Annotated in this window: 22 protein-coding genes; 13 read left to right on the top strand and 9 right to left on the bottom strand. The window is 69.4% G+C overall.

The window, feature by feature from the left end; all coding sequences use genetic code 11:
• Positions 1-3: 3 nt before the first annotated feature.
• From dsrK to DSX2_RS12220, 3 genes are read right to left on the bottom strand one after another with little or no spacing between them, the layout of a single operon-like run.
• Positions 4-1,611: a sulfate reduction electron transfer complex DsrMKJOP subunit DsrK gene (gene dsrK, locus DSX2_RS12230; protein ID WP_020881415.1), complete on the bottom strand. Its 1,608-nt coding sequence runs from the start codon at positions 1,609-1,611 to the stop codon at positions 4-6.
• 15 nt (positions 1,612-1,626) lie between these two features.
• Complete coding sequence (dsrM, locus tag DSX2_RS12225) at positions 1,627-2,655, bottom strand: sulfate reduction electron transfer complex DsrMKJOP subunit DsrM (RefSeq protein WP_020881414.1); 1,029 nt, start codon at positions 2,653-2,655, stop codon at positions 1,627-1,629.
• Between the two features lie 24 nt (positions 2,656-2,679).
• The gene (locus DSX2_RS12220) at positions 2,680-3,243 is read right to left on the bottom strand and encodes an RsbRD N-terminal domain-containing protein (protein ID WP_020881413.1); all 564 of its coding nucleotides are present in this window, start codon (positions 3,241-3,243) and stop codon (positions 2,680-2,682) included.
• A gap of 330 nt (positions 3,244-3,573) precedes the next feature.
• On the opposite strand from DSX2_RS12220, the gene DSX2_RS12215 reads away from it, so the two are divergent.
• Positions 3,574-4,182 (top strand): VOC family protein, encoded by a 609-nt coding sequence (locus tag DSX2_RS12215; protein ID WP_020881412.1) that lies wholly within the window; start codon positions 3,574-3,576, stop codon positions 4,180-4,182.
• A gap of 109 nt (positions 4,183-4,291) precedes the next feature.
• Here DSX2_RS12215 and DSX2_RS12210 read toward each other — a convergent pair whose 3' ends face one another.
• Positions 4,292-4,945 (bottom strand): phosphatase PAP2 family protein, encoded by a 654-nt coding sequence (locus DSX2_RS12210; protein ID WP_020881411.1) that lies wholly within the window; start codon positions 4,943-4,945, stop codon positions 4,292-4,294.
• Between the two features lies 1 nt (position 4,946).
• Positions 4,947-5,600, bottom strand: coding sequence for a lactate utilization protein (locus DSX2_RS12205; protein ID WP_020881410.1), 654 nt, complete (start codon positions 5,598-5,600; stop codon positions 4,947-4,949).
• Between the two features lie 155 nt (positions 5,601-5,755).
• On the opposite strand from DSX2_RS12205, the gene rpmH reads away from it, so the two are divergent.
• The 7 genes from rpmH (at position 5,756) to DSX2_RS12180 (ending at position 11,376) form a co-directional block, all read left to right on the top strand.
• Positions 5,756-5,890: a 50S ribosomal protein L34 gene (rpmH, locus tag DSX2_RS18080; RefSeq protein ID WP_084486585.1), complete on the top strand. Its 135-nt coding sequence runs from the start codon at positions 5,756-5,758 to the stop codon at positions 5,888-5,890.
• A complete protein-coding gene (rnpA, locus tag DSX2_RS18075) occupies positions 5,878-6,459 on the top strand; it encodes a ribonuclease P protein component (protein ID WP_084486588.1) in 582 nt (193 codons plus the stop codon). Before rpmH ends, rnpA begins: the two co-directional genes overlap by 13 nt.
• On the top strand, positions 6,456-6,710 hold the full coding sequence (gene yidD / locus DSX2_RS18070) for a membrane protein insertion efficiency factor YidD (protein WP_084486583.1): 255 nt from the start codon (positions 6,456-6,458) through the stop codon (positions 6,708-6,710). Before rnpA ends, yidD begins: the two co-directional genes overlap by 4 nt.
• A gap of 18 nt (positions 6,711-6,728) precedes the next feature.
• On the top strand, positions 6,729-8,342 hold the full coding sequence (yidC, locus tag DSX2_RS12195) for a membrane protein insertase YidC (protein WP_020881408.1): 1,614 nt from the start codon (positions 6,729-6,731) through the stop codon (positions 8,340-8,342).
• Between the two features lie 34 nt (positions 8,343-8,376).
• The gene (gene jag / locus DSX2_RS12190; RefSeq protein WP_020881407.1) at positions 8,377-9,354 is read left to right on the top strand and encodes an RNA-binding cell elongation regulator Jag/EloR; all 978 of its coding nucleotides are present in this window, start codon (positions 8,377-8,379) and stop codon (positions 9,352-9,354) included.
• 226 nt (positions 9,355-9,580) lie between these two features.
• Entirely contained in the window at positions 9,581-10,957 is a 1,377-nt protein-coding gene (gene mnmE, locus DSX2_RS12185) for a tRNA uridine-5-carboxymethylaminomethyl(34) synthesis GTPase MnmE (protein ID WP_035042265.1), read from the top strand.
• A 128-nt stretch (positions 10,958-11,085) separates the two neighbouring features.
• A complete protein-coding gene (locus DSX2_RS12180) occupies positions 11,086-11,376 on the top strand; it encodes a hypothetical protein (protein WP_152512938.1) in 291 nt (96 codons plus the stop codon).
• Positions 11,377-11,555: 179 nt separating this feature from the next.
• Here the strand turns inward: DSX2_RS12180 and DSX2_RS18610 are convergent, their stop codons facing one another.
• Positions 11,556-11,696, bottom strand: coding sequence for a hypothetical protein (locus tag DSX2_RS18610; protein WP_020881404.1), 141 nt, complete (start codon positions 11,694-11,696; stop codon positions 11,556-11,558).
• A gap of 218 nt (positions 11,697-11,914) precedes the next feature.
• On the opposite strand from DSX2_RS18610, the gene DSX2_RS18825 reads away from it, so the two are divergent.
• Complete coding sequence (locus DSX2_RS18825) at positions 11,915-15,121, top strand: EAL domain-containing protein (protein ID WP_020881403.1); 3,207 nt, start codon at positions 11,915-11,917, stop codon at positions 15,119-15,121.
• A gap of 4 nt (positions 15,122-15,125) precedes the next feature.
• Here the strand turns inward: DSX2_RS18825 and rnr are convergent, their stop codons facing one another.
• From rnr to DSX2_RS12160, 3 genes are all read right to left on the bottom strand, one after another.
• Complete coding sequence (gene rnr / locus DSX2_RS12170) at positions 15,126-17,738, bottom strand: ribonuclease R (RefSeq protein ID WP_020881402.1); 2,613 nt, start codon at positions 17,736-17,738, stop codon at positions 15,126-15,128.
• Positions 17,725-18,825, bottom strand: coding sequence for a tetraacyldisaccharide 4'-kinase (lpxK, locus tag DSX2_RS12165; protein ID WP_020881401.1), 1,101 nt, complete (start codon positions 18,823-18,825; stop codon positions 17,725-17,727). The genes rnr and lpxK overlap by 14 nt, the downstream gene beginning before the upstream one ends.
• A 64-nt stretch (positions 18,826-18,889) precedes the next feature.
• Positions 18,890-19,597 (bottom strand): Bax inhibitor-1/YccA family protein, encoded by a 708-nt coding sequence (locus tag DSX2_RS12160; protein ID WP_020881400.1) that lies wholly within the window; start codon positions 19,595-19,597, stop codon positions 18,890-18,892.
• Positions 19,598-19,976: 379 nt separating this feature from the next.
• Here DSX2_RS12160 and DSX2_RS12155 point away from each other — a divergent pair, with 379 nt between their 5' ends.
• The 4 genes from DSX2_RS12155 to DSX2_RS12140 are packed head-to-tail and all read left to right on the top strand — an operon-like array spanning position 19,977 to position 24,358.
• Positions 19,977-21,644 carry an AarF/ABC1/UbiB kinase family protein gene (locus DSX2_RS12155; protein WP_152512937.1) on the top strand — a complete coding sequence of 556 codons (1,668 nt, stop codon included), beginning with the start codon at positions 19,977-19,979 and terminating at the stop codon, positions 21,642-21,644.
• Positions 21,645-21,653: 9 nt separating this feature from the next.
• Complete coding sequence (locus DSX2_RS12150; protein WP_020881398.1) at positions 21,654-22,082, top strand: hypothetical protein; 429 nt, start codon at positions 21,654-21,656, stop codon at positions 22,080-22,082.
• 44 nt (positions 22,083-22,126) lie between these two features.
• The gene (locus DSX2_RS12145; RefSeq protein ID WP_020881397.1) at positions 22,127-23,932 is read left to right on the top strand and encodes a 6-hydroxymethylpterin diphosphokinase MptE-like protein; all 1,806 of its coding nucleotides are present in this window, start codon (positions 22,127-22,129) and stop codon (positions 23,930-23,932) included.
• A gap of 39 nt (positions 23,933-23,971) precedes the next feature.
• Entirely contained in the window at positions 23,972-24,358 is a 387-nt protein-coding gene (locus DSX2_RS12140) for a RidA family protein (RefSeq protein ID WP_020881396.1), read from the top strand.
• Positions 24,359-24,691 lie beyond the last annotated feature (333 nt).

Below are 24,691 nucleotides of genomic sequence, written 5' to 3'. Positions count from 1 at the left end.
GGATTACACCTCCTCGAGCGGTTCGCCGCGCAGGTTGACTTCGCGCTTCTTCTGACCGGGCAGGTTCAGCGCGTTGCCGACCATCTCGTGCACGCCGGTCACGGAGACTCCCGGCGCCCAGAAGTTGGCAAGCGGCGGCAGCGTGGCGCGGTCGATGGCGCAGATGCAGGCCAGCATGTTCACGTCGTGCTTGTCGCGCACGTACTTTACCGCGTTGCCGCGGGGCAGGCCGCCGCGCATGCGGATCTCCATGATCTCTTCGGTGTTCAGGCCCGAGCCGCCGGCGCAGCAGAAGGTCTGCTCGCGGGTGGTCTGCGGCGGCATCTCGAAGTAGTTGTTGCACACGTTCTTGATGACGTAGCGCGGCTCCTCGAAGAGGCCCATGCCGCGGGCCGTGTTGCAGGAGTCGTGGTAGGTCACGCGCAGGTGGTCGTTGCGCTCGGGCGAGAGGTTCAGCTTGCCGTGCTTGATCAGGTCGGCCGTGAACTCGGTGATGTGCACCATCTTGGTCTGGGCCGCGTTGTGGAACACGGTGCCGGTGATGGGGTTGCGCGGCGTGGTCAGGTTGGAGCCTTCCTGCATGTAGCCGTTCATGGTGTCCATGTACTGGTTCACCACGCGCCACATGTGGCCGCACTCGCCGCCGAGGATCCACTTGGAGCCCAGGCGCTTGGCCTCGGCGTACATCTTGCCGTTCAGCTTCTGCATGGTGTCGGCCCCGGTGAAGAAGCCGAAGTTGCCGCCCTCGGAGGCGTAGGTGGACAGGGTGTAGTCCAGCCCGATGGCCTCGAAGAGGAGCAGGTAGCCCATGAAGGTGTAGATGCCGGGATCGGCGAAGACGTCGCCGGACGGCGTGATGAACAGCACCTCGTGGCCCGGCTCGTTGAACGGCGGGTTGATGCGGACGCCCGTGTACTCCTCGATGTCGTCGCACATGAACTCGACGATTTCCTTGAAGGCGTGGGGCTGGATGCCGAGGTGGTTGCCGGTGCGGTTGCAGTTGGAGACCGGCTCGATGATCCAGTTGATGCCCAGGCCGACCTCGTGGAGCAGCTCGCGGGCCATCATCGTGATCTCGGCGGTGTCGATGCCGTAGGGGCAGAAGAGGGAGCAGCGGCGGCACTCGGTGCACTGGTAGAAGTAGAGGAACCACTCCTTGAGCACGTCCTTCTCGAGGACGCGGGCGCCGTTCAGCTTGCCCAGGATCTTGCCCGCCATGGTGAAGTCCTTGCGGTAGACCGAGCGCAGGAGCTCGGCGCGCAGGACCGGCATGTTCTTGGGATCGCCGCCGCCCACGTAGAAGTGGCACTTGTCCGCGCAGGCGCCGCAGCGCACGCAGATGTCCATGAAGACCTTGAAGGAGCGGTACTTGTCGAGCCGCGCCTTGAAGCCCTGATGGATGATGTCCTGCCAGTTCTCGGGCAGATGCCAGTCCTCTTCGTCGGCACGCCACTCGTGGGCGTTCTTGAAGCCCAGGGCCTTGTGCAGCTCGACTTTCGCCGGGTAGGGCCAACGGCCGGGGCTGAAGTCGTTGGGCGTCTCCATCCACCCCGTGGAGGGCAGCTTGCTGTAATCGATAGTATCGAGCAGCTCTTGCGGTTTCAGCTTCATGGCCAACTCCTTGGCTTATTCTTCGGCGCCGGCTTCTTCCGGCTGTTTGACGACGGGAAGACCGGCTTCGACCATGAGCTCCCGGAAATCATCCTCGTACGCCTCGTAGGAGTGCGGCTTGAGATGCGGGTTCCAGGGGTTCACGTGGTGCCGGATGCGCGTGTCGTTGGGCAGGTTGCGCGTGGGCGAGAGGAAGACGCCGCCCAGGTGCATGAGCTTGCTGAAGGGGAAGTAGATGAGCAGCGTGCAGACCAGGAAGAAGTGCACGAAGAAGGACGGGGCGACGTTCTGCGGAACCTTGGGGGCGAACATCACCAGGGACATGGCGAAGTCCTTGACCGCGATGACGTCGACCTTGTCGATGTGGCGCATGTAGATGCCCGACAGGGCGATGCCCAGGATCAGGAAGAGCGGGAAGTAGTCGGCCGGGGCCGAGATGTAGCGGATCTGGGGGTAGATCAGGCGGCGGGCCAGCAGCCAGAGGATGCCGACCACGAACAGCAGGTCCGTGATGTACATCGTGGGCGCGCCGATCTGCAGGATGGAGTCGAAGAAGTCCACCTGCTGGATGATGAAGGGCACCGGGCTCGTGAAGAAGCGCATGTGCCTGAAGAGGATCAGGAAGAAGCTGTAGTGGAAGAGGATGGCGCCGAGCCAGAGCCACTTCTCGGAGAAGTACCCGACCTGCGGGGTGCCGTCCGGAGCGGTGCCCAGCTTGGCCGAGGTGTTGCGGAACAGCGAACGGAAGCACAGGACCTCGAGGATCATGCGCACCACCGTGTCGCGGCTGTTCACGGGGTTGTCGTAGCGGGCGTAGGGAATCCAGTCCAGAGTCTTCTGCTGGCCGCCCGTGGTCGGAATGCGGAAGGGGACCGGGGACTTGGCCCAGCCGTACACCTTCCAGGCGAAGCCGAGGACGAAGATCGCCACGGCCGCGTACGGGATGACGATGCCGAAGAGACCGGTCAACCCCGCCCCTCCGACGCCCATCAGCGCGACCAGTGCCAGCGCGCAGACGAGAAACAATCCGTAAAATGCGTTCATGTGTCCACCCTACCTCGCTTACGGTTATTCGGTCCCGGCGGGCTCATCCTGGGAAGGCGGCGCACCCCCGCCCAGGACCTCCGCCGAATCGCACATCAGCCCGGCCTTGCGGAAGAGCATGCGGTGCGCGTGCTTGAACTCGTCCACGCGCATCCGGTAAAGCTCCTCGCGGCTCTTCACGTAGATGTCGAAGGCCATCAAGGCCAGATTGTCCACGCGGCCGTCGAAAACGGCCAGCTCGCCACCGAGCCCCTCGCGGGCGATGGTCTCGGCGAACAGCTCGCGCAGAACCTTTTTGAAGAAGAAGACGAAGGAAAGCGCCTTGGCGGGCGTGAAATCCTGCACGGCGCGAATCTTGACCAGCTCCTCGAGCGGGGCGCACACGGCCTTGGCGTCGTCCCAGCGCAGCAGCTGGTCGACCAGGATGCCGAGAATGCGCAGGGTGGTCTGTCCTACGGGATTGGTGAAGCGGTCGGTGTTGGCTTTCCAGACTTTGGCCGTCTGCCCGGGATATGTGGAAAGCACGAGGTCGTACCAGCGGTCGACCACAGCCGTCTTTTCGTCCCGGATGAGCTGCGCCAAGGTCATTCGTCACCCCGATCGCAGGCCGCACACCGCTCCCGCTCGACCTTCAGGCCGGATGCGGGGCGGGCCCGTCCTCTTGCGTTTGGAACTGGAGGGAAAACTCGTTCCCGAGTGATACGAGGAGGCCTTTGGAAAATCAAGAGCTTGTGCAAAAAAGCACCAAAGCCGTGAACCACTCGGAAAACACGATGCCACGCCCGTTTACGAAGCCCGGGACTATTCCAAAATCAAGGGGCCGTCAAGGACAATCGGTTGCCGCTCGCCCGGGAAGTCTTTCTCCGCAAGGCTTTCCGTGCTAAGCCCCCGGGACAGTGTCTTTTCAAGGAGCAGTCCATGACCCCACAGGTCCGCTACACAGGAGTCAACCATTTGGCCATGGTCACCGGCGACATGGAGGCCACGATCCGCTTCTGGCGCGACCTCCTCGGCATGCGGCTGGTCGTGGGGCTCGGCCGCCCGGGCTACCGCCACTATTTCTTCGAGATCTCCGAGCACGACATGATCGCCTTCTTCGAATGGGAGGGGGCCGAGCCCATTCCCGAGAAGGACCACGGCGCGCCGGTCAAGGGCCCGGTGGCCTTCGACCACGTGAGCTTCGGCCTGGCCGGGGAGGACGACCTCTGGGCGCTCAAGGACCGCCTGGACGCGGCCGACGTCTGGGTCTCCGAGGTCGTGGACCACGGCTTCATCCACTCCATCTACGCCTTCGACCCCAACGGCATCGCCGTGGAGTTCAGCGCGCCCGTGCCCTCGGTGGACGTGCGCCGCTATCCGGTCATGGCCGACGACCATCCCTCGCCCGCGGCCATGGAGGGCAACGGCCCCCAGCCCGGCCACTGGCCCGGGCCCGGCGAACCGACGCCCGAGGAGGACCGCCGCGCCTATCCCGGCGACGGCCAGCAGATCGTGGGCATCATCACGGACAGCCACACGCCCGTGTAGGCGAAGGCGCGCCTGCGCGCCTTCGCCCATACGGTTCGGAAAGGGATCCCGTCGCGGAAGGAATCTCGGGGAATCTCGGGGGAATTTCGGGGAGCCCTGGGGGGAAATCTCAGGGCAGCGCGTCGCGGCCGCCGAGCCAGGGGCCGAGGCGCGCGGAGAACCGCGCCGCCAGGCGCGGCCGGGCGAAGCGCCAGACCACTCCCCAGACCACGAGGGCCGCGAAGAGCCCGACGATCCACCCGGCCATGACGTCCGTGGGATAGTGCTTGCCCAGGTAGACGCGCGACCAGCCGGTCAGGAGCGGCAGGCAGAGGAGCCAGGCGAGCCGCCTGCGGTCTTGCCGCCAGAGCGCGAGGAGCAGGAAGGCGGCTGCGGCCATGGTGTTGGCCGCGTGGCCCGAGGAGTACGACGAGCCCGGCTCGAGGTCGGGCGCGAAGTCGGCCGGGCGCTGCTGCCAGCGGCCGTCCTCGTGGAACCACGCGCCCGGCAGGGTGTTCAGGGGGCGCTGCCGGCCGAAGGTGGTCTTCATCACGCTCGTGGTGCCGTCCGCGAGCCCCACGGCCAGGACCAGGCAGAGGGCCACGGGCAGGACGCGCGCGACCCCGATCCGCCGCGCGGCCAGGACGAAGGCCGCCACGCCCAGGACCCAGATGAGCCAGGTCATGGAGAAGACGGGCAGCGCGAGGTCCAGAAACGCCGCCCGCGCCTGCCCGTTCAGCAGGCGGAAGAGGGCGAGGTCCCAGCCGGGCGTGGCGAAGTGCACGCTACAGCCCCAGGTCCTGGTTCACGAGGACCACGGTGATGCGGTGCTTGGGGAAGCACTTCTCGGTGATCGCCCAGGTGTTGCAGATGCGGTCCGGGCTCTTGCAGTCTATGCACACGCCGGTCTTCACGCAGGGGGTCTTCATGTTCAGGCGCAGGGCGTTGGCCGGGGCGGCCACGCTCTTGATGCGCGCCATGGCGGACTCGAGGTCGTCGCAGACCTTGTTGCGCCCGGCGAGCACCACCACGTGGCGGGGGCCGAAATTGATGCCGCCGGAGCGGTTGCCGATCATGTCCAGGTTGACCAGCAGGCCGTCCATGGTCACGGCGTTGGTGCCGGAGACGAAGAGGTCGGCGAGCAGGGCCTGGCGGCGGCGCTCGTACATCTCCTCGCGGCTGATGGTGCGGTCGTAGGTGTCGATGACCGCAAGGCCGGGCCGGGCCTTGAGCGCCTCGTAGAGGCCGGTGGCCGAGACGCTCATGGAGCCGCCGAAGGTCACGGACTCGGCGCCCGTGGCGGGCAGGACCTCGGAGACGACGATCTCCCTGGCCTCGTCCGCCGTGGCCGCGACGCGCGCGACGAAGTTGTTCTCCTCGAGGGCGACCTTGACGTCCTCCAGGCGCTTGATCCAGAATCTGTCCAGCACGCTATCCATAAAAAGAACCTCCTTGGGGGGATGCCGTGTCGGGCGGACCATAGCCCTCCGCCCCGCCGCCTTCAAGCCTCGAATCAGGCGCCAAGACCCTTGACTTGCCCGGCCGAGGTGGATAATGAGTTGCGTTCTATTTTTTATGAGGAGCGATTCTTACAATGAAGCGTACATACCAGCCCAGCAAGATCAGGCGCAAAAGGACGCACGGTTTCCGTGCCCGCCTCCAGACCAAGACCGGGCGTGCCGTGCTGGCCCGCCGCCGTGCGAAGGGCCGCAAGAAATTAGCCGCTTAGGCTTTCCTCGCGCCAACAGGGTACTCCGGCGGCCCGAGTTTCAGTCGTGTTTCGACCAGGGCCGCCGGTACTTTACCAAGCATTTCGTCGTCTTTGCCCTGCCGCGCGATTCGCGCGAGCCGTGGCGCCTGGGGCTGACCGTGACTCGCAGAACCGGGTCTGCCCCGATGCGAAACCGGGTGAAGCGGGTTTTGCGGGAATTCTTCAGGCTGCATCAGCGCGAATGCGACCCGCCGCACGATTATGTCGTGGTCCCCAAACGGAATCTGGACCCGCGGCAGGTCGGACTTGAAATGGTGAGCGAGGAGCTCCTGCCGGTGCTCGGCCGGATCAGCCGCGAGGCCCGAAAACGCCTCGACGGCGCGTCCGTCGCGCAGGCCGGAGGGCAGGCTCCTTCGACACGCGAAGCCCCGATCCGGGACGATGCCCCCGCGGGTGAAAAGCCCCGCGACGAGCAGGCCCGAAGCGACCAGGACCGGACCGCGCCCGCGCAGGCCCCCTCGGCGCAGGACGACCGGACACCGGACAGGCCGCCGCTGCGTCCGAACGGGTCCTTGGACAGGCCATGAAACGCATTCTCGCCGTCTGCATACGCTGCTACCAGCTTGCCATCTCCCCGCTTCATCCGCCGTGCTGTCGATTCGTCCCCACCTGCTCCAGCTATGCGCTGGAGGCGGTCACGCGCCATGGTGCGCTCAAGGGGGGATGGCTGACAATCAAGCGGCTCGCCAGGTGCCACCCTTTTTGTGACGGCGGATACGACCCCGTTCCCGGGACAGGCCCGGGCGAAGCGGGTGCCAAGGGTTGCCAACGCCCGTAAGTCAAAGAGAGCCACAGAGTGGAAAAGAACAGACTCATCCTGGCCACGGTCCTCTCCTTCCTCATCCTCATCGGCTGGAGCTATTTCTTCTCTCCCAAGGAGCAGCCGAAGCCCGCGCCCAGCGCGCAGCAGCAGGAATCCGCCGCCACGGTGCAGCCCCAGGCCGCGCCCTCCGCGGCCGACGAGGGCGCCGGCCGCGCGCTGCCGACCATGGCCGCGGCCATCTCGCAGGGCAGGACCGTCACCGTCGACACCCCGCTCTACACCGCCCGCCTGAACACCCACGGCGGCCTGCTCGAATCCTTCGTGCTCAAGCAGTACCGCCAGACCATCGAGCCCGGCTCCCCCTCCGTGGAGCTCGTCTCGCCGCAGGCCATGCTCAAGGCCCCGCTCGGCCTCATCTGGTCCGGCCAGGCCACCTGGTCCGCGCCCGACTGGACCTTCGAGGGCGGCGACCTCGCGCTCTCCGACGGGCAGACCGGCACCCTGACCTTCGCCTGCGACCTCTCCGGACTGCATCTCACCCGCACCCTGACCTTCAGCGCGGGCAGCTATCTGATCAAGGAGGCGGTGCAGCTCACGCCCGCGGCCGGACAGGCCACCTCGGGCAGGCTCGACTTCACCCTCGCCTCGACCGGGCTGTCCAGCGAGAAGGACCACTACAACCCCACGCGCATGGAGTGGCTGCAGAAGGGCTCCCTGGAGCAGGAGAAGAGCGCCAAGGACATGGCCAAGGGCGTCTACTCCGACGAGGAGCTCGGCTGGGGCGGCCTGGCCAGCAACTACTTCATGCTCGACCTCGTGCCCCAGTCCCCGGGCGCGGTGTTCAAGGGCAAGCTCGACGACGGCATCTACCGCATGGCCGTCGAGCGCGGGGGCATCACCTTGCCGGCGGGCTCGAGCGCCACGGTGAACATGGCCTACTACCTCGGGCCCAAGGATCCCAAGGTCCTCGCCACGGCCGACCACGGCCTGGACAAGGCCGTGAACTTCGGCTTCTTCAACGTCATCGCCAAGCCTTTGCTCTGGCTGCTGAACATCTTCCACACCTGGGTCGGCAACTGGGGCGTGGCGATCATCATTCTCACGGCCCTGATCAAGATCGTCTTCTGGCCGCTGTCGCAGAAGAGCTACGTCTCCATGAACAAGATGAAGAAGCTCCAGCCGATGATGGCCAAGATCAGGGAGAAGTACGGCAAGGATCGCGAGAAGATGAACCAGGAGCTCATGCAGCTCTACAAGACCTACAAGGTCAACCCCATGGGCGGCTGCCTGCCCATGGTGCTGCAGATCCCGGTCTTCTTCGGGCTCTACGAGGCGCTGCTGCAGTCCATCCAGCTGCGCCACGCGCCCTTCATCACCCATCTCCCGTTCACCAATCTCATCTGGCTGGCCGACCTTTCGGCCAAGGACCCGTACTACATCACCCCGCTGATCATGGGCGCCACCATGTTCCTCCAGCAGAAGATGTCCCCGCCTCCCGGCGACCCGACGCAGGCCAAGATCATGCTCTTCATGCCCGTGGTCTTCACCGGCCTGTTCCTGAACTTCCCCGCCGGGCTCGTGGTCTACTGGCTGGTGAACAACGTCCTCTCCATCTCCCAGCAGTGGCTGCTGATGAGGAAATCGTAGCGTACCGACCAGCGATGCGCACAAGGAGTCGGTCATGAGCGACTACAAGGAATTCACAGGCAAGACGCTCGATGAAGCCATCGACGCGGCCTGCTCGCACTTCAGCCTCGAGCGCGGCAAGCTCGAGATAGAGATCGTCAGCGGCGGCTCGTCGGGCATCTTCGGCCTGGTGGGCAAGAAGAAGGCCATGGTCCGGGCCCGGCCCCGTCTCGCGCCCGGCGCGGACGGCGGCTCCGGAAGGGGCCGCGAGCGCGCCCCCCGCGCCCCGCAGGCCCCGAAGCCCGCAGCTCCCGAGGCCGCTCCCGTGGCCGAGGCGCCGAGGCCCGCCGCCGAGGCCGCCCCGCTGCCCCAAAAGCGCGAGGAGAGCCGGCCCGCCGTGCGGCAGGAGGCCGCCGTGCCCGCCGCCCGTCCCGAGGCCGCGCCCCCGGCCGTGGCCCGCCGCGACGAGGACGCCGAGGCGGACTTCGACGAGGAGGAGGGCGGCGAGGAGAACTTCAACCGCATGCCCGACGACTTCGAGCGCCCCCTGGACGACAAGGAGCTCGAGGCCGTGATCCGCGAGATCGTGACCAGGCTCATCGAGCCCATCGTGGGCGAGCAGCCCCTGGCCGTGATCCAGACCAAGGACCGCATCAAGGTGGTCATCGAGGACGAGGACTCGGCGGGGCTGCTCATCGGACGCGAGGGGCAGACCATCAACTCCCTGCAGTACCTGGCCGGGCGCATCCTGGCCAAGCGCTGGGAGGAGCCGGTCAAGATCCAGCTCGACGCCGGACAGTACCGCGAGCGCCAGGACGACAAGCTGCGCCAGATGGCGCTCTATCTCGCGGACAAGGCCCGCACGCTCGGCCGCCCGCAGAGCACCAAGCCGCTCTCGTCGTACCACCGCCGCGTCGTGCACCTCGCGCTTCAGGACGACGCCACCGTGACCACCCGCTCCAAGGGCGACGGCCCCATGAAGCGGGTGCTGATCATGCCCCGCCGCGAGCGCGGGCAGCAGCAGCGCCAGTAGGGCGACGGGCGGCGGAAGGGCTCTTCCGCCGCCCTGCCCCGCGGCGCGACGGAGCCCGAACGTGCGCCGGACATCCTCCCTCCTTCCCTCACCCGATTCCCCTCTCCCCTCCTGCCCGGAGAGCCCGCGCGAGGCGCGCGCGGCCGACACCGCTGCCGTCGAGGCCGATTCAGTCGGCGCCGGTTCGCTCGGCGCCGATTCGCTCGGCGCCGGTTCCGCCGACACCATCGCCGCCGTGGCCACCGCGCCAGGGGCGGGCGCCATCGGCATCGTGCGCCTCTCGGGCCCGGCGAGCCGGGACGTGCTCGCGCGCCTCTTCCGTCCGGCCCGGCAGGATTTCACCGTCTTCCGGCCCTTCACCCTGCACCACGGCAGCCTCCACGACGCCGCGGGCCGTCCCCTGGACGACGTCCTGGCCGTGTTCATGCCCGGCCCCCGCACCTTCACCGGCCAGGACATGGCGGAGCTGCACTGCCACGGCAGCCCGGCCGTGCTGGCCGAGGCCCTGGCCGCCTGCTGCGCGTGCGGCGCGCGCGAGGCGCTGCCCGGCGAGTTCAGCAAGCGCGCCTTCCTGGCCGGGCGCCTCGACCTGACCCAGGCCGAGGCCGTGGCCGAGCTCGTGGCCGCGCCCTCTGCCGAGGCCGCGCGCCAGGCCCTTCAGAAGCTCTCGGGCGCGCTCGGGGAGCAGGTCAGGGAGCTGCGCGCGCGGCTCGTGCGCCTGCGCGCCGAGCTCTGCGTGGCCGTGGACTTTCCGGACGACGAGGTGGAATGCCTGCCGTCCGCGGCGCTGGCCGCCGGGACGGGCGAGGTGCTGGCCGCGATCGACGGGCTCTGCGCCTCCTTCGCGCGCGGCAGGCTGGTGCGCGAGGGCGCGCTGGTGGTGCTGGCCGGGCCGGTCAACGCGGGCAAGTCGAGCCTCTTGAACGCCCTGCTCGGCCGCGAGCGGGCCATCGTCTCGGACGCGCCCGGCACCACGCGCGACTACATCGAGGAGACCGCCCTGCTCCACGGCCTGGCCGCCCGCCTGGTGGACACGGCGGGGCTGCGCGAGACCGAGGACCACGTGGAGCTCGAGGGCGTCAGGCGCAGCCGCGCCCTGCTCGACGGGGCCGACCTGGTGCTGCTGGTGGTGGACGGCGCAAGGCCCCTGGGCGAGGCCGAACAGGCGCTCTGCCGCGAGGTGGGAACCGCCCGCGTGCTGGCCTGCCTGAACAAGGCCGACCTGCCGGGAATCTTCGGGGGGGAATCAGGGCTGGACGATCCGGCCGCGCCGCTGGCGGCCCTGGGCGTGGAGAGCCTGCGCGTCTCGGCCAGGAGCGGCGAGGGCGTTTCGGCTCTCGCCGCGCGCTGCCGCGAGCGGCTGCTCGGGAGCCTGCCCGCCGCGGACGGACGGCCCGCGCCCAACCTGCGCCAGGCGCGCGCCCTCGAGGCGGCCGCAGAGGAGCTTCGCGCCCTGCGCCGGGCCATAGACGCCGCCCTGCCCTACGACCTCCTGGCCGTGCACCTGGACGCGGCCTGCACCCTCCTGGCCGCCGTGACCGGGGAGATCGGCGCCTCGGACGTGCTCGAGGAGGTCTTCAGCGGCTTCTGCATCGGCAAGTAGCCCGCGCCTTTGTTCCGCCCCGCCTCCGTCCGGCCGCCGACAGGCCTGCCCGGCGACCGTCGGCCATTCTCTCATGGCGTATCCGTCCGGAATCTGCCACAATGGCCCGCAACAGGAAGTGGGGGGGCATGTTCAGCGTACAGGATGCCGCTTCGGAACTCTTGGCAGCTTTCGATCTGGACTTCGGGGATACGGGCATGACCGTCCGTCTCTCCGAGGATGCGCCCGATCTGGCCGCCGACCTCGCGGAAAAGGTCTTCGGCGGACGCGGACCGGATGAACTGGTGCGCCTCTTCGAGGCCTTGAGCGTCATCAGCGAGGCTGACGACCCGCGCACGGCCGAGGTCGACGAGAAGGTCTGCCCTGAGCCCGCCTACCGCGTCCTGCTCGCGGAGCTCGAAGGGCTCATCGGCGGCTAGGCCGGAAGGCCAGGCATCGGCCAAGCCTCGGGCACTCCGTCGGGCAGCCCATTGGGCAGACCATTAGGCAGACTCTCGGGCAGACCGGCAGCGCACGCAAAACGCGAACGACCGCCCTTGGGGGGCGGTGCGGCGGGCGGCGGCGGGCCGGGGTCGGTCGATCGGGTCGATCTCCGGGATCAGGCGCGGATGGAACCGAGGCGGTCTTTGCTCTTGTCATTCGCGGTGTCGAAGATGGGGTCGAGCGCGCCGCCCAGCATCTTGTTCACCACGGACAGGGCCAGACAGGCGATCCGTAGCGGGATATTCAGTATATTCATACAGTTGGGTTACAAACCTGACACAGCGCCGACTCATTTCCGAGCGACAGGGGAGGCTTCTACCCCAGGCGGGGCGCCTTGGCAAGGGGAAAGCGCCCGGTGCGCCCCGGAGGCGCCGAACGCACGGGAGGCGGCGCCCGCCCTTGCGTCGGCCGAAAGTCCCTGACATACACCGAGGCAGTCCTCATTTTTCCGTAGTCCCGGAGATGCACAGCGCAATGCCATCGTCCTCGCCACAGCGCAGCCCCCTGCCCCGCGCATCCCTGTTGCGCAACCCGAGCCTGCTGACCACCATCGCCGTGCTGCTGCTCTTCCCGGCCGCGCTCGTCTTCTTCGTCTCCCCGCGCTTCGAGACCCTGCTCACGACCTGGGCAGAGGAGCAGTCCATCGAGATCGCCCGCCACATGGCCGACCCCCTGCATCTGGAGGAGATACGGGAGGCGGGCGGCCTCACGCCCGAGAACACGGCCGCGCTGCGCCACCTGCAGCAGGACTTCGGCGTCACGCTGGTGCGCATCTACGATGCGCACGGCAAGCCCCTGTACATGCCCCCGGGCGAGCACCCGAACGAACACGCGGTCTCCCCCGCCACCCTGGACGTCCTGCGCCGGGGCACGCCCTCGGCCCGGCTCCTTTCGCCCGGCGAGGCCACCACCGCGGGCGGCGCGGCGGGCGAGGCCCTGGTCGAGACCTTCGTGCCGATCATCAAGGACGGCCGCTTCACCGGGGTCTTCGAGATCCACCTGGACATGGGCAGGCCGCAGCGCACGCTGCACGAACTGACCATGCGGCTCGACCTGGGCGCGGTCCTGCTGAGCCTCGTGCTCCTCGTGGTGGCCGTGCTCGCGGCGCGGCGCGAGACCCGGGCCGAGGACGCGCTGCAGCGCAGCAGCCAGGCCCGCGACACCCTCATGGCCGAGGCCTCGGACGCCATCTTCGTCTTCGACGAGCAGGACCGCCTCGTCGAGGCCAACGCCATGGCCCGGATGCTGACGGACCTTGGTCCTGCCCCGGGCAAGGGCGCGGGCAAGGGCCCGGCCGAGCGCCCGAGCCTGGCCGGGCTCTTCGATATCCCGGATTGCCCGCCCTCCGACGCCTGCCTGCTCGTCCCGAACACGCCGGAGAGCCGCCGCCTGCAGGGCAGCCTCAAGCGGAGATCGGGCCTCCCGCTGCCCGTGGAGGCCTCGTTCAAGCGGCTGAAGGACGGCCGGGCCATCGTCGTGGCCCGCGACATCTCCCTGCACATCGAGGCCGAGCGCGCCCTGCGCGACCAGATCGCCTTCCTGCAGAGCATCCTCGACGCCCTGCCCCAGCCCGTCTTCTACAAGGACGCGCACGGCATCTTCCAAGGCACGAACCTCGCCTTCCAGCGCTTCTTCGGCAAGAGCCGCGACGAGATCCTGGGCAGGACCATCCACGACCTGGCCCCGGAAGGGATCGCGGACATCGCGAGCAGGCACGACCGCATGCTGCTCGAGAACCCCGACGAGGTGCACGTGAGCGAGATGGCCCTGCCGGACGCCGCCGACAGGCAGGTGGAGGCCCTGTTCTCCAAGGCCGCCTACCGCAACGCCGCGGGCGTGCCCGTGGGCATCGTGGGCAGCTTTCTGGACATCACGCGGCGCAAGCGGGCCGAGGAGGCACTGCAGGAGGCCAACGTCCGCCTCGAGGAGCGCGTGGCCGGGCGCACCGCGGAGCTGCGCGCGGCCAACGAGAAGCTCGGGCTCATGGCCGAGGTCTTCCTGCACTCCCTGGACGGCATCCTGATCACGGACGCCAAGGGCGCGATCCTGCAGGTCAACCCGGCCTTCAGCCGCATCACCGGCTACGCGCCGGAGGAGGTGCTGGGGCAGAACCCGCGCGTGCTCAAGTCGGACCGCCACGAGGAGGGCTTCTACGGCGACATGTGGCAGAACCTGCTGCGCGACGGGCAGTGGGAGGGGGAGATCTGGAACCGCCGCAAGAACGGCGAGGCCTACCCCGAATGGCTGTCCATCAGCGCCATCAGGGGCGAGGACGGGCAGGTCGCGCACTTCGTGGCCGTGTTCCACGACATCTCGGAGATCAAGCGCTCCGAGGAGCTGATGAAGCACCAGGCCTACCACGACGCCCTGACCGGCCTGCCCAACCGCCTGCTGCTCCTGGACCGCCTCGGGGTGTCCATCTCGCACGCCAAGCGCGCAGGCACCCGCCTGACGCTCCTTTTCCTGGACATGGACAACTTCAAGACGGTCAACGACTCGCTCGGCCACTCCCTGGGCGACCTGCTGCTCATGGCCTTCGCCCACCGCCTGCGCAGGCTCCTGCGCGAGCAGGACACCGTGGCTCGGCTCGGCGGCGACGAGTTCGTGGTCCTGGTGGAGGACGTGGAGAGCGAGGCCGCGGCCGTGGCAGTGGGGGAACGCATCCTCGAGGCGCTGCGCCGCCCCTTCACGGTCAAGCACCACGAGCTCTTCATCACGGCCAGCATCGGCATCACGCTTTATCCCGAGGACGGCGACACGCCCGAGACCCTGCTCAAGAACGCGGACCTGGCCATGTACCGGGCCAAGGAGCAGGGCAGGAACTCCTGCCAGCTCTTCACCCCGGCCATGAACGAACGCGCCCACGCACGCCTGGATCTCGAGCGCAGCCTGCGCCGCGCCGTGGGGCAGAAGGATTTCACGGTCTGGTTCCAGCCCAAGGTGCACCTGGCCACCGGGACGATCATCGGGGCCGAGGCCCTGGTGCGCTGGCCGCGCAAGGACGGCAGCCTGGTCCAGCCGGACGCCTTCATCCCCCTGGCCGAGGAGACGGGCCTCATCACGACCATCGGCGAGCAGGTCCTGGAGAAGGCCTGCCTGGAGGCCAAGGCCTGGCACGACGCGGGGCTGGCCCATGCCGTGGCCGTGAACCTGTCCATGCGCCAGCTCTCGCAGAAGGGGCTCGTGGAGCACATCGCCGGGGTGCTCGAACGCACCGGGCTCGACCCGGCGCTGCTCGAGTTCGAGATCACGGAGACGGCGATCATGTCGCGGGTGGAGCAGGCCGTGGCCGTGCTCAGGGACATCCGGGACCTGGGGGCGCAGATCACGGTGGACGACTTCGGGACCGGCTACTCGTCGCTCTACTACCTCAAGCGCTTCCCCATCCGGGGGCTCAAGATCGACAAGTCCTTCGTCAGCCACCTGCCGGACAACGGGGACGACCTGGCCATCGTGCGCACGGTCATCTCCATGGCCGCGAGCCTCGGGCTGCACGTCACGGCCGAAGGCGTGGAGGTCGCGGCGCAGGCCGAGACGCTGCGCGCGCTCGGCTGCGAGTTCGCGCAGGGCTACCTCTTCGGCCGCCCCATGCCCGGGCCGGACTTCCTGCGCCTGCTGCGCGAAAGCGGCGGCACCCTGCTCCCCCCGGGCGGAGCCGGGGAGGGGCCGGAGAAATCCTGAGCGCCTAGCCTTTTCCGCCCTTTCCCGAGTCCTTGCCCGTCTTGCGCTGCGCGCGCGAGGGCTTGCCGGAGGTCTTCTTGGGCGTCTTGCCGCCCGCCTTGCCGCCCGCCTTGCCGGAAGTCTTGCCGGAAGTCTTGCCCGGCTTCCTGCCCGAGGACTCCCGCGCGCCCTTGTCCGAAGCGCCTCTCTCGGTCCTGTCGGACGCCTTTGCGGGGGGGGTTCCCGCCGCCGTCTTGCCGCCCGTCTTTCCGCTTGTTTTCCCGCTTGTTTTCCCGCCCGTTCCGGCGCCCGTGCGCCCAGCGGCGCGGGCGCCCGCCCGGGACGTGCGCCGCGCGGCGCGCGCCTCGCGCAGCTCGCGGGAAAGCTCCTCGGCCTCCCCGGGACGGCTCGCGAGCGTCTCCCCGGCCGCTTGCGGCGCCTCCGCCCTGCCGCGCGCCGCGCCGCCCTTGCGGCCGCGCGCGCGTCCCGCGTCCTCCACGGGCACCAGGGTGACCTCGAGCCGGGCCAGGTTCACCTCCTCGAGCAGCACGCGCACGCTCTGCCCCAGGGTGAAGCGGCGGCCCGTGCGCTCGCCGAGCAGCATCTGCCGCTCGGGCAGGTAGCCGTAGTAGTCGTCCGTGAGCGCGGAAAGACGCACCATGCCCTCGGCCATGACCTCGGAGAGCTCGACCCAGAAGCCGAAGTCCGCCAGGCCCGAGACCACGCCGGAAAACTCCTGGCCCACCTTGTCGCGCAAAAAGAGCACCGTGACGCGCTTGAGCATCTCGCGCTCTGCCTCCATGGCCGTGCGCTCGCGCCCGGAGAGGTGGTTGCCCAGGTCGCGCAGCTTCTTGTGCGGCATGTCCGCGCCGCCGGGCAGCGACAGGGCCCGGCGCAGCGCCCGGTGCACCTGCAGGTCCGCATAGCGGCGGATCGGCGAGGTGAAGTGGCAGTACGACGTGCTGGCCAGGCCGAAGTGGCCCAGGTTGTCCGGGGAGTACTTGGCCTGCATCATGGTGCGCAGGGTGAGGCGGTTGACCATGAACTCCACGTCCGTGCCCTGGGCCGCGGAAAGGAGGGCCTGCAGCCCGGCGGGAGAGGGTTCCTCGGGCACGCGGTCGGCCAGCTCGGTGTGCGCCAGGACCTTGTACAGGGCGCGGATCTTGTCCGGATCGGGCTGCTCGTGGACGCGGAACAGCGGCTCCGGCCCCGCGGACTCCAGGAACTCGGCCACGGCCTCGTTGGCCGCGATCATGAACTCCTCGATGATCTGGTGGCCGAAGTGGCGCACCTTGGGCCGGATGTCCACGGTCTCGCCGTAGATGTTGAACTGGATCTCGGGCTCGGGCAGGTCGAAGTCCAGGCTGCCGCGCTCGCGGCGGTTGGCGTTCAGTATCCGGGCCAGCTCGTAGGCCCGCTCGAGCATGGGCATGACGTGCGCCATGCCCGCGCGCGCCTCCTCCTCGCCCAGGATGAGGCCGCGGTTGACCTGGGAGTAGGTCAGCCGCGCCTTGCTCTTGATGACCGCGGCGTAGAACCGGCTCTCCCCGGGCTTTCCCTGGGCCGAGAAGTCCATCTGCGCCACCATGGCGAGCCTCGGCACGTCCGGGTTCAGGCTGCACAGCCCGTTGGACAGGGCCTTGGGGAACATGGGCTCCACGGACTGGGGGAAATAGTAGGAGTTGCCCCGCTCCACGGCCTCGCGGTCCAGCGGCGAACCGAGCTGCACGTAGTGCGCCACGTCCGCGATGGCCACCCACAGGGTGTAGCCCCGGCCCTTCCTCTCCACGTAGACGGCGTCGTCGAAGTCCCGCGCCTTGGCGCCGTCGATGGTCACGAAGTCCAGGTCGCGCAGGTCGCGGCGCATGTCCCCGCGGCCCGTCATGTCCTCCTCGGAGGGGGCCTCGGGCAGGCTCGCGGCCTCCTCCAGGCAGTCGGGCGGGAAGCTCGTGGGGATGCCGTGGTTGTGCTTGACCATGGTCTCCTGCACGCCCACGTCGTCCTCCTTGCCGAGCACGCGCAGCGACTCGCCCTGCCACAGCTCGCGGTCGAGCCGCTCGCCGGGCCGGACGTGGACGATGATCCCGGGTCCGGGCATCCCGTCCTCCGGGAAGGGGACCATGAACATGGCGTGCTGGCGCGGGTCCGTGGGCTGGCAGAGCATGAAGCCCTTGCCCAGCGGCCGCTCCGTGCGGCAGGGGATCTCGTTCAGGCGGCGCTCGATGACGCGCACGATGCGGCCCGCGGGGTTGCGGCCGTGGCGCTCGCGGGTCACGGCCACGACCACGCGGTCGCCGTGCCAGGCGCCGCCGAAGTCGCCCGGCGCCACGAAGATGTCCACCTTGCGCCTGGGGTCCTCCGGGATGACGAAGCCCACGCCCGTGCGCTGGACCTGCAGGCGGCCGGTGAGCAGGTTCATCTGCTCCACCAGGCCGTAGGCGTTGCCGTGCGTGGCGATGACCTTGCCCTGGGAGACGAGCTCGTCCATGACCGTGAAGATGCGGTGCTTCTCCTGCTTGGGCAGGCGGAAGGCCTTGAGCAGGTCGCGCGGGGTCATGGGCTTGCCCGTGCGGCGCATGAGGCCGAGCACTTCCTTGGGCTCCAGAGGCGGCGCCTCGGGCTTGTTACGCTTGGCCATGCGTCCTCCCGGCGCGCGCCGCGGCGAAGAGGCGGCGCTGCGCGAATGTTTCGAAGGTTTCATCCGAGAAAAGGCGTTCCCCGAAGCGGGCCTCGACCTCGAGCACGCTGACCAGGGAGGAGATGCTCCCCGCCCCGGGCCCGCCGAGCTTCACGGCGTCCTTGGCCGTGACCACCACGTGGCGCGCGCCCGCGCGCCCCGCGGCGGAGGCTATGCGGGCGGCGTCCTCGCCGCTGAAGCCGTGGTGGTCGGCGAAGGCCAGCACCTCCTCGGGCGGATAGCCGAGAAACGCCTCGGCCGTGGCCGCCACCTGGGCGGGATGGGCCACGCCGCAGGCCACCACGTAGGGCTCGCGCTCGAGGTCCGTCCGCGCGGGCCCGCCAGTGAGGGGGCGAAGCCCCGCCGGGGCGAGGAAGAAGGCGAAGATCGGCCTGGCGTAGGGCGCAAGCCGCTCGCGCACGGCCCTGCCCACAGCATCGAGGCTCCCGTCAGGAGTCTTCAGCACGAAGGCGTCGGCGCGCTCGAGCGCCGCCGTGCCCTCGCGCCAGTAGCCCGCCGGGAAGGTCCGCCCCCAGGCCTCGCCCAGGTCCTCGGGCCGGAGCAGGCAGAGGTTCAGGTCCCGGGCCACGGCCAGGTGCTGGAATCCGTCGTCGAGCAGGAAGAGGTCCGGGGAGAGGTTCTCCGCCGCGTAGGCCCCGCCGCGCCGCCGCACCGGATCCACCACCACCCGGGCGCCCGGGCAGGACCGGGAGAGCAGCAGGGGCTCGTCGCCGGATTCGGCCGGGTCGTCCGTGGGGCTCACCAGCCAGGGCAGGCGGGGCGGATGCGCGCCGTAGCCGCGCGTGAGCACCACGGGCCGAAGCCCCTCCTCCACGGCCCGGCGGCAGAGCCAGAGCGTCAGCGGGGTCTTGCCCGTGCCGCCCATGGCCACGTTGCCCACGGAGCAGACCGGAGCGGGCAGCAGCAGGCGCGGAAAGGCACCGGCCGCGTAGAAGCCCTCGCGCAGGCGCATGAGCCCGGCCCAGGCCGCGCCCGCGGGCGCGAGCAAGGGACCGAAGCGGTCGAGGAGGCGGTGCGCGTCGGCCATGGGGAGATCCGGGGGGTTCAGGGTCCCGCCGGGAGGGGAATCCTCCCGGCGGGAAGCGCGGAGATTATTGGCGGCGTCCGCCGAAGAGGCTCAGCAGCATGAGGAAGAGGTTGATGAAGTCGAGGTAGAGCTGCAGCGCTCCCATGATGGCGCCGCGGCGCATGACCGTGGCGTCGCCCATGGGCGCGGTGGCGGCCATGTAGCGCAGGCGCTGCGTATCGTAGGCCGTGAGGCCCACGAAGACCAGCACGCCCACGCCAGAGATCACGAAGTCGAGCCCCGGGCTCCTCAGGAACATGTTCACCACCATGGCGATGACCACGCCGATGAGGCCCATGAACAGGAAGCTGCCCCAGGAGGAGAGGTCCTTCTTGGTCACGTAGCCGTAGATGCTCATGGCGCCGAACATGCCGCCCGCCGTGAGGAAGGCCTTGTAGATGGCGGCCATGGAGTAGACCAGGAAGATGGACGAGAGCGTCACGCCGTTGAGCACGCTGTAGAGCAGGAAGAGGCCCGTGGCCGTGGTCGCGGAGAGGCGGTTGATGGCGCCGGAGATGGCGAAGACGAGGCCGACCTCGGCCACCAGCAGCACGATGAGCAGGATGCTGTTGCCGAAGATGGCCTGGATCATGGCCGGGCTCGACGCCGTATAGATGGCCGCGGCAGCGGTCAGCATGAGCCCCGCGCTCATCCAGCCGTAGACGCCGCGCATGAACTCGCTCAGGACCTCGGTCCCGACCTGCGCCTGGCGCATTGTGCCGAATCGATTCATTGCCGTTTTCCTCCGTTTGGTTGATTCAATTTTGAAAAATAATCACTTTCCACCGCACTGGCAAGGACATCCGGCCCGAACGGGCCGTTCCCGGAACAAAAACAGGCGGCGGACAGACTTCCCCACGAGATACAACGCATGGCGCGGCCGCTTTGCCGACAGGCGGGCCCCGGAAAGGGACGGAAAGGGGACAGGAGCGCGACAGGCGGCCGTCAGGGACCGCACGCCCAGAACGCGGGGGCACCCGGGCGCCGCGCCGGGGTAGCGCGGAGACGCGCGGCCCGTCGTCCCCGCTGCCCGCCCGTTCCGCACCCGTCCGGCGCGCCGCGCGCGTAGCCTTGGAGAAAAATTGATGCTAGGTTTTCCGCCGGAGACGCGCATGGACACCCCCATATCCTTCCTCACCCGTTCCGCCGCCTCGCTCGGCCGCCTCAAGGACATCGCCGTGATTCTCGCCAAGTACGGCTTCGGCGAGATCCTGGACGTGCTCCGCCTGCCCTTCAAGAGCCCGGCCGCGCCCGAGAGCGCCGAGGCCGCCGAAGCCACGGCCTGGACCAAGATCCGCATGGCCTTCGAGGACCTCGGCCCGACCTTCGTGAAGATCGGCCAGATCCTCGCGCTCAGGCCGGACCTCATCCCCCTCGATCTCTGCGACGAGCTGAAGCTTCTGCAGGAGCAGGTCAGGCGCGAGCCCTTCGAGGTCGTGCGCCAGGCCGTGGAGCGGACCTACGGCCGCCCCCTGGAGGAGGTCTTCTCGAGCTTCGACACAGAGCCCGTGGCCTCGGCCTCCCTCTCCCAGGTGCACCGCGCCGTGCTCGCCGACAACGGCCGGGAGGTCGCGGTCAAGGTCAGGCGGCCCGGCGCCGCCGCGACCATCGAGGCGGACCTCGACATCATGGCCACCCTGGCCTCCATCGTGCACGAGCGTGTGGCGTCGCTGCAGAACGTGAACCTGCCCCAGGTGGTGGTCGAGGTGCGCAAGAGCCTGCGCCGCGAGATCGACTTCGTGAGCGAGGCCCGCCACATCATCATCTTCCGCCGGCTCTTCGCGAACGACGACGCGGTCACGGCCCCGCGCGTGGAGGAGGAGTGGACCCGGCCCCAGGTGCTGGTCATGGAGTTCCTGCGCGGCACGCGCCTCGAGGACTACCAGGGCGACGAGGAGGAGCGCGACCGCATCGCCCGCGCGGGGCTTCGCTGCGTGGTCTCCCAGATGCTCGAGCACGGCTTCTTCCACGCCGACCCCCACCCCGGCAACGTGCGCATCCTGCCGGACGGGCGGCTGTGCTACTTCGACTGGGGCATGGTCGGCCGCCTGAACGACGAGATGCGCCAGGCGCTGGTCGACTACATCATCGGCATCGTCAAGGGCGACGCGCGGCGCATCGCCCGCACGGCCCTGGAGATGGCCGAGCGCGTGCCGCCGCTGCTCGACATGCACCGCTTCGTCACCGACATCCTCTGGGTCCTGGACAAGCTGCGCGCCCCGGTGGGCCGAGGCCCGGACTTCGGCCGCTTCCTCCTGGACATGGCCCAGACCTGCGCCGGGCACGGCATCCGCCTGCGCTCCGACTACATCCTCATGGGCCGCGCCCTGGTCTCCACCGAGGCCTGCGGCCGCATCGTCAAGCCGGACTTCGACACCCTGGCGGCCCTGAAGCCCATGGGCCTGGCCTACGTCGCGCGCCGCGCCTCCATCCTCTTCTCGGACAAGCCGCTCTTCGGCGACGTCCAGGAGTCGCTGCGCCAGCTCGCCGGACTGCCGGGCAAGGCCGCCCACGTCCTGGAGATGGTCGAGGCCGGGCAGGTCTCCATCACCCTGCGCCAGGCGGGCGTGGAGCAGCAGATGGCCAACCTGCGCGGCCTGGCTTACGTCATCGCCGCGGGCCTCGTGGCCGCCTCCCTGGTCATCGGCTCCTCCCTGATCTACATCTCGGGCATCGGCCCGAGCTGGAACGACACGCCGATCTTCGGCCTGACCGGCTTCACCATCTCCGGCCTGTTCGGCATGTGGCTGGTGGTGCACCTCCTCAAACGCAAGAAGTGAGGCTACGCCATGGACGTCTTCAGCAAGGGATTCATCATGGGCCTCGGCCTCGGCCTGACCGTCAAGGAAGGCGCGGAGGAGGCCGCCTCGCGCCTGGCCGAGAACCTCGGCGGCATGGCCGGGCAGGCCCGCGACGAGGCCGCCGAGCTCGCCCGCGCCGTGTCCGAGCGGCTCTCCCGGGCCGAGCGGCGCGGCCGGGCCGCCCTGCACGACGAGGTCGCCGCCTTCGCCCGCGAGAACGGCCTGGCCGGCGCCCGGGAACTGGACGAGCTGCGCGCGCGCGTCGAGCGCCTCGAAGCCGCCCTGGCCGCGCGGGACGCAGCCGCCCCGCAGCCCGGACAAGGCCCCTGCGCCCCCAAGGACGCCGCGGCTGCCGCGGGCAACGCGACCCTGGCCCCGGAGGACGCGGACAACGCCCAGGTCGAGGACCAGGGCTAGGGCGCGCGGACCACGCGACGCAGGGAAAAGGAAACGCTCCACACATGCACATGCTCGAACGACTGGCCCAGGCAGGCGGCCTGCTCGACTGCGGCGGGGACGGGCCCCACCTCCCCTGTTCCGGGAAGGGACACGCCCCCTCGTCCCACGACTCGCTCTTCCGCTACGTGCCCCCGGCCCTGCGCCGCCCCTTCGCCGATCCGGACAGGCCGCCGGTCTTCTCCGTCTACGACGGCCGGACCGACCTCGCGGAGCTCCGCCGCGACACCCGACTCTTCCTCGTGCTCGGCGCCTGCCCCTCCCCGGAGCTCGACGCCCTGCTCCACGACCCCGACGCCGCCTGCGTGGTCGTGGACCCGGACCGCGCCCGGCTGACCGCCCTGGCCGAGGAGTCCGGCGCGGCCGAAGGCCGCGCGCCCAAGACGATCTGGGTCACGGGCGACGTGGCCGCCGCGCGCTTCGGCCTGGGCGGCCTCTTCCTGAGCGGCATCTTCGATCACGGCTTCCCGGCCGTGCTCGCGCCGCGCGGCGAGGAAGAGGCCTGGCTCGAGGCCCTGGGCGAGGTCGTGGAGTACGTGGAGGTCCTCTACTACCGCAGCGCGATCCACGTCCTGGACGGCCACGACCTGACCCGCTGCCGCCCCCTGCGCGACGTGGCCCTCAGCCCCTACCACCTCGACCAGCTCGCCCACTGCTTCGAGAACCTGCCCGACTACGCCCGCTGCCCGGACGTGGAGGCCCTGCGCGACAGCTTCGCCGGAGGCACGGCCGTGCTCGTGGGCGCCGGGCCGGACCTGGACGAGCGCCTCGACCTCCTGCGCCGCCTGAAGGGCCGCGCCCTGATCATCTGCGTGAACAACGCCCTGCGCACCCTGGTCCGCCGCGGCATCGAGCCCGACATCTGCCTGGTCATGGACCCGGCCCTGATGATCGCCAAAAGCTACACCGACGTGCCGCACCTGCCGGACACGCTCCTCGTGGCCCACCGCTTCTGCCACGTGCCGCGCCGCGTCTTCGACCGCGTCGTCTTCTTCGGCAACCCCATCGAGCAGGCCGCAGGGCCCGGCACCGAGCTCCCACGCCACGGCTCCGTGATCTCCGCCGCCTTCTCCCTGGCCGAACTGCTCGGCGCCGCGCGCTGCATCATCGTGGGCGGGCAGCTGGCAAGCCCCGACCCCTGGCGCCTCGGCTACAGCGCGGCCTCCATCCACGGCGGCAGCGCCTCCTCCCTGGCCGCGCGCCCCCTCATCGGCACCCATCCCCAGCTCTACCCCGTGCGCCTGCCGCACGGCCGCACCCTCTACACCACCCCGAACTTCCGCGACGCCTCCCTCTGGCTCCTGGCGCGCATGGCCGACTCGCGCATGGAGGTCGTCAACACCTCCCCGGACAGCCTGCTCTTCGGCCCGGACATCACCCTGGACCAGGACCCGGCCCTGCCGCCCCCCGCGCCAGGCATGCACGTCCCCCACCCCTCGCACGTGGCCGCGTCCCTGCCGGAGCACCTGCCCGTCCGCCGCGTGCGCGAGCTCCTCGCCTTCGGCGTGGAGCGCGCCGCCTTCTGGCGCGAGGTCCGCGCCGCGGCCCAGACCGTGCTCGCGGCCCACACGCCCCTGCCCCAGGCCACGGCCGTCTTCGCCCACTTCGAGGCCAACACGGTCTCCTACCTCGTCAGCCGCTTCGAGGACTTCGACAACCAGGCCTTCCACACGGCCTGGTTCGCCGGGCACGACCGCGAAGCCCGCCGCGCCGCCCTGGCCGACTACTTCCGCCACGTCGAGGGCATGGCCAACATGCTGCTCTCGCGCCTGGCCGTCTCCCTCAACCGGCTGCGCCAGCTCGGCGGCTGAGACATTTCCCCCCACCCGAACACAAAGGACATCCCGAAAATGGACAAGAAGATCATCGCCACCGCCAAGGCCCCCGCCGCCATCGGCCCCTACTCCCAGGCCGTGCGCACCGGCTCGCTCGTCTTCTGCTCCGGACAGATCCCCCTGGACCCGAAGACCGGCGAGCTCGTGCCCGGCGGCATCGCCGAACAGGCCGAGCAGTCCCTCACGAACCTCGCCGCCGTGCTCGAAGCCGCGGGCTCGAGCCTCGAAGGCGTGGTCAAGACCACCTGCTTCCTCGCCGACCTCGCCGACTTCGCCGCCTTCAACACCGTCTACGCCAAGTTCTTCACCGCCGATTGCCCCGCCCGCTCCACCTTCCAGGTCGCTGGCCTGCCCAAGGGCGCCCGCGTCGAGGTGGAGGCCGTGGCCGTCGTCACGGAGTAATGCCGGGGGATGCCTCCGGCGGGCAGGGAGGGGGCTGCGCGCCCCCTCCCTGCACCCACCCTGCGCGAGGCTCAGCCTCGACCGGTTTCGCTCCGGCACGACCGACGACCTGACAGACGACGCCTGGGCGTGGCGGGCCGCGAAACCGAAGTGCCCGAGCTTTTCCCGCGCCAAGGCGCGCGGGAAAAGCTCGGGCACCGTTGCCGTCGGGGAAGATTCCCCGAACCCCTCGCACGTAATCGACCGAACCGGTTGAAACTTCCCCTTCTCCCTCTCCTTTGCCGAGGGTCTTCAAAGGCGCCCGCTGTTCTCGCCGCAGGCAAAGGAGATGGT

The sequence above is a fragment of the Desulfovibrio sp. X2 genome (assembly GCF_000422205.1).
Classification (GTDB): domain Bacteria; phylum Desulfobacterota; class Desulfovibrionia; order Desulfovibrionales; family Desulfovibrionaceae; genus Alkalidesulfovibrio.
The sequence above is the reverse complement of the archived record's forward strand: the minus strand, read 5'-3'. Positions and strand labels throughout refer to the sequence as shown.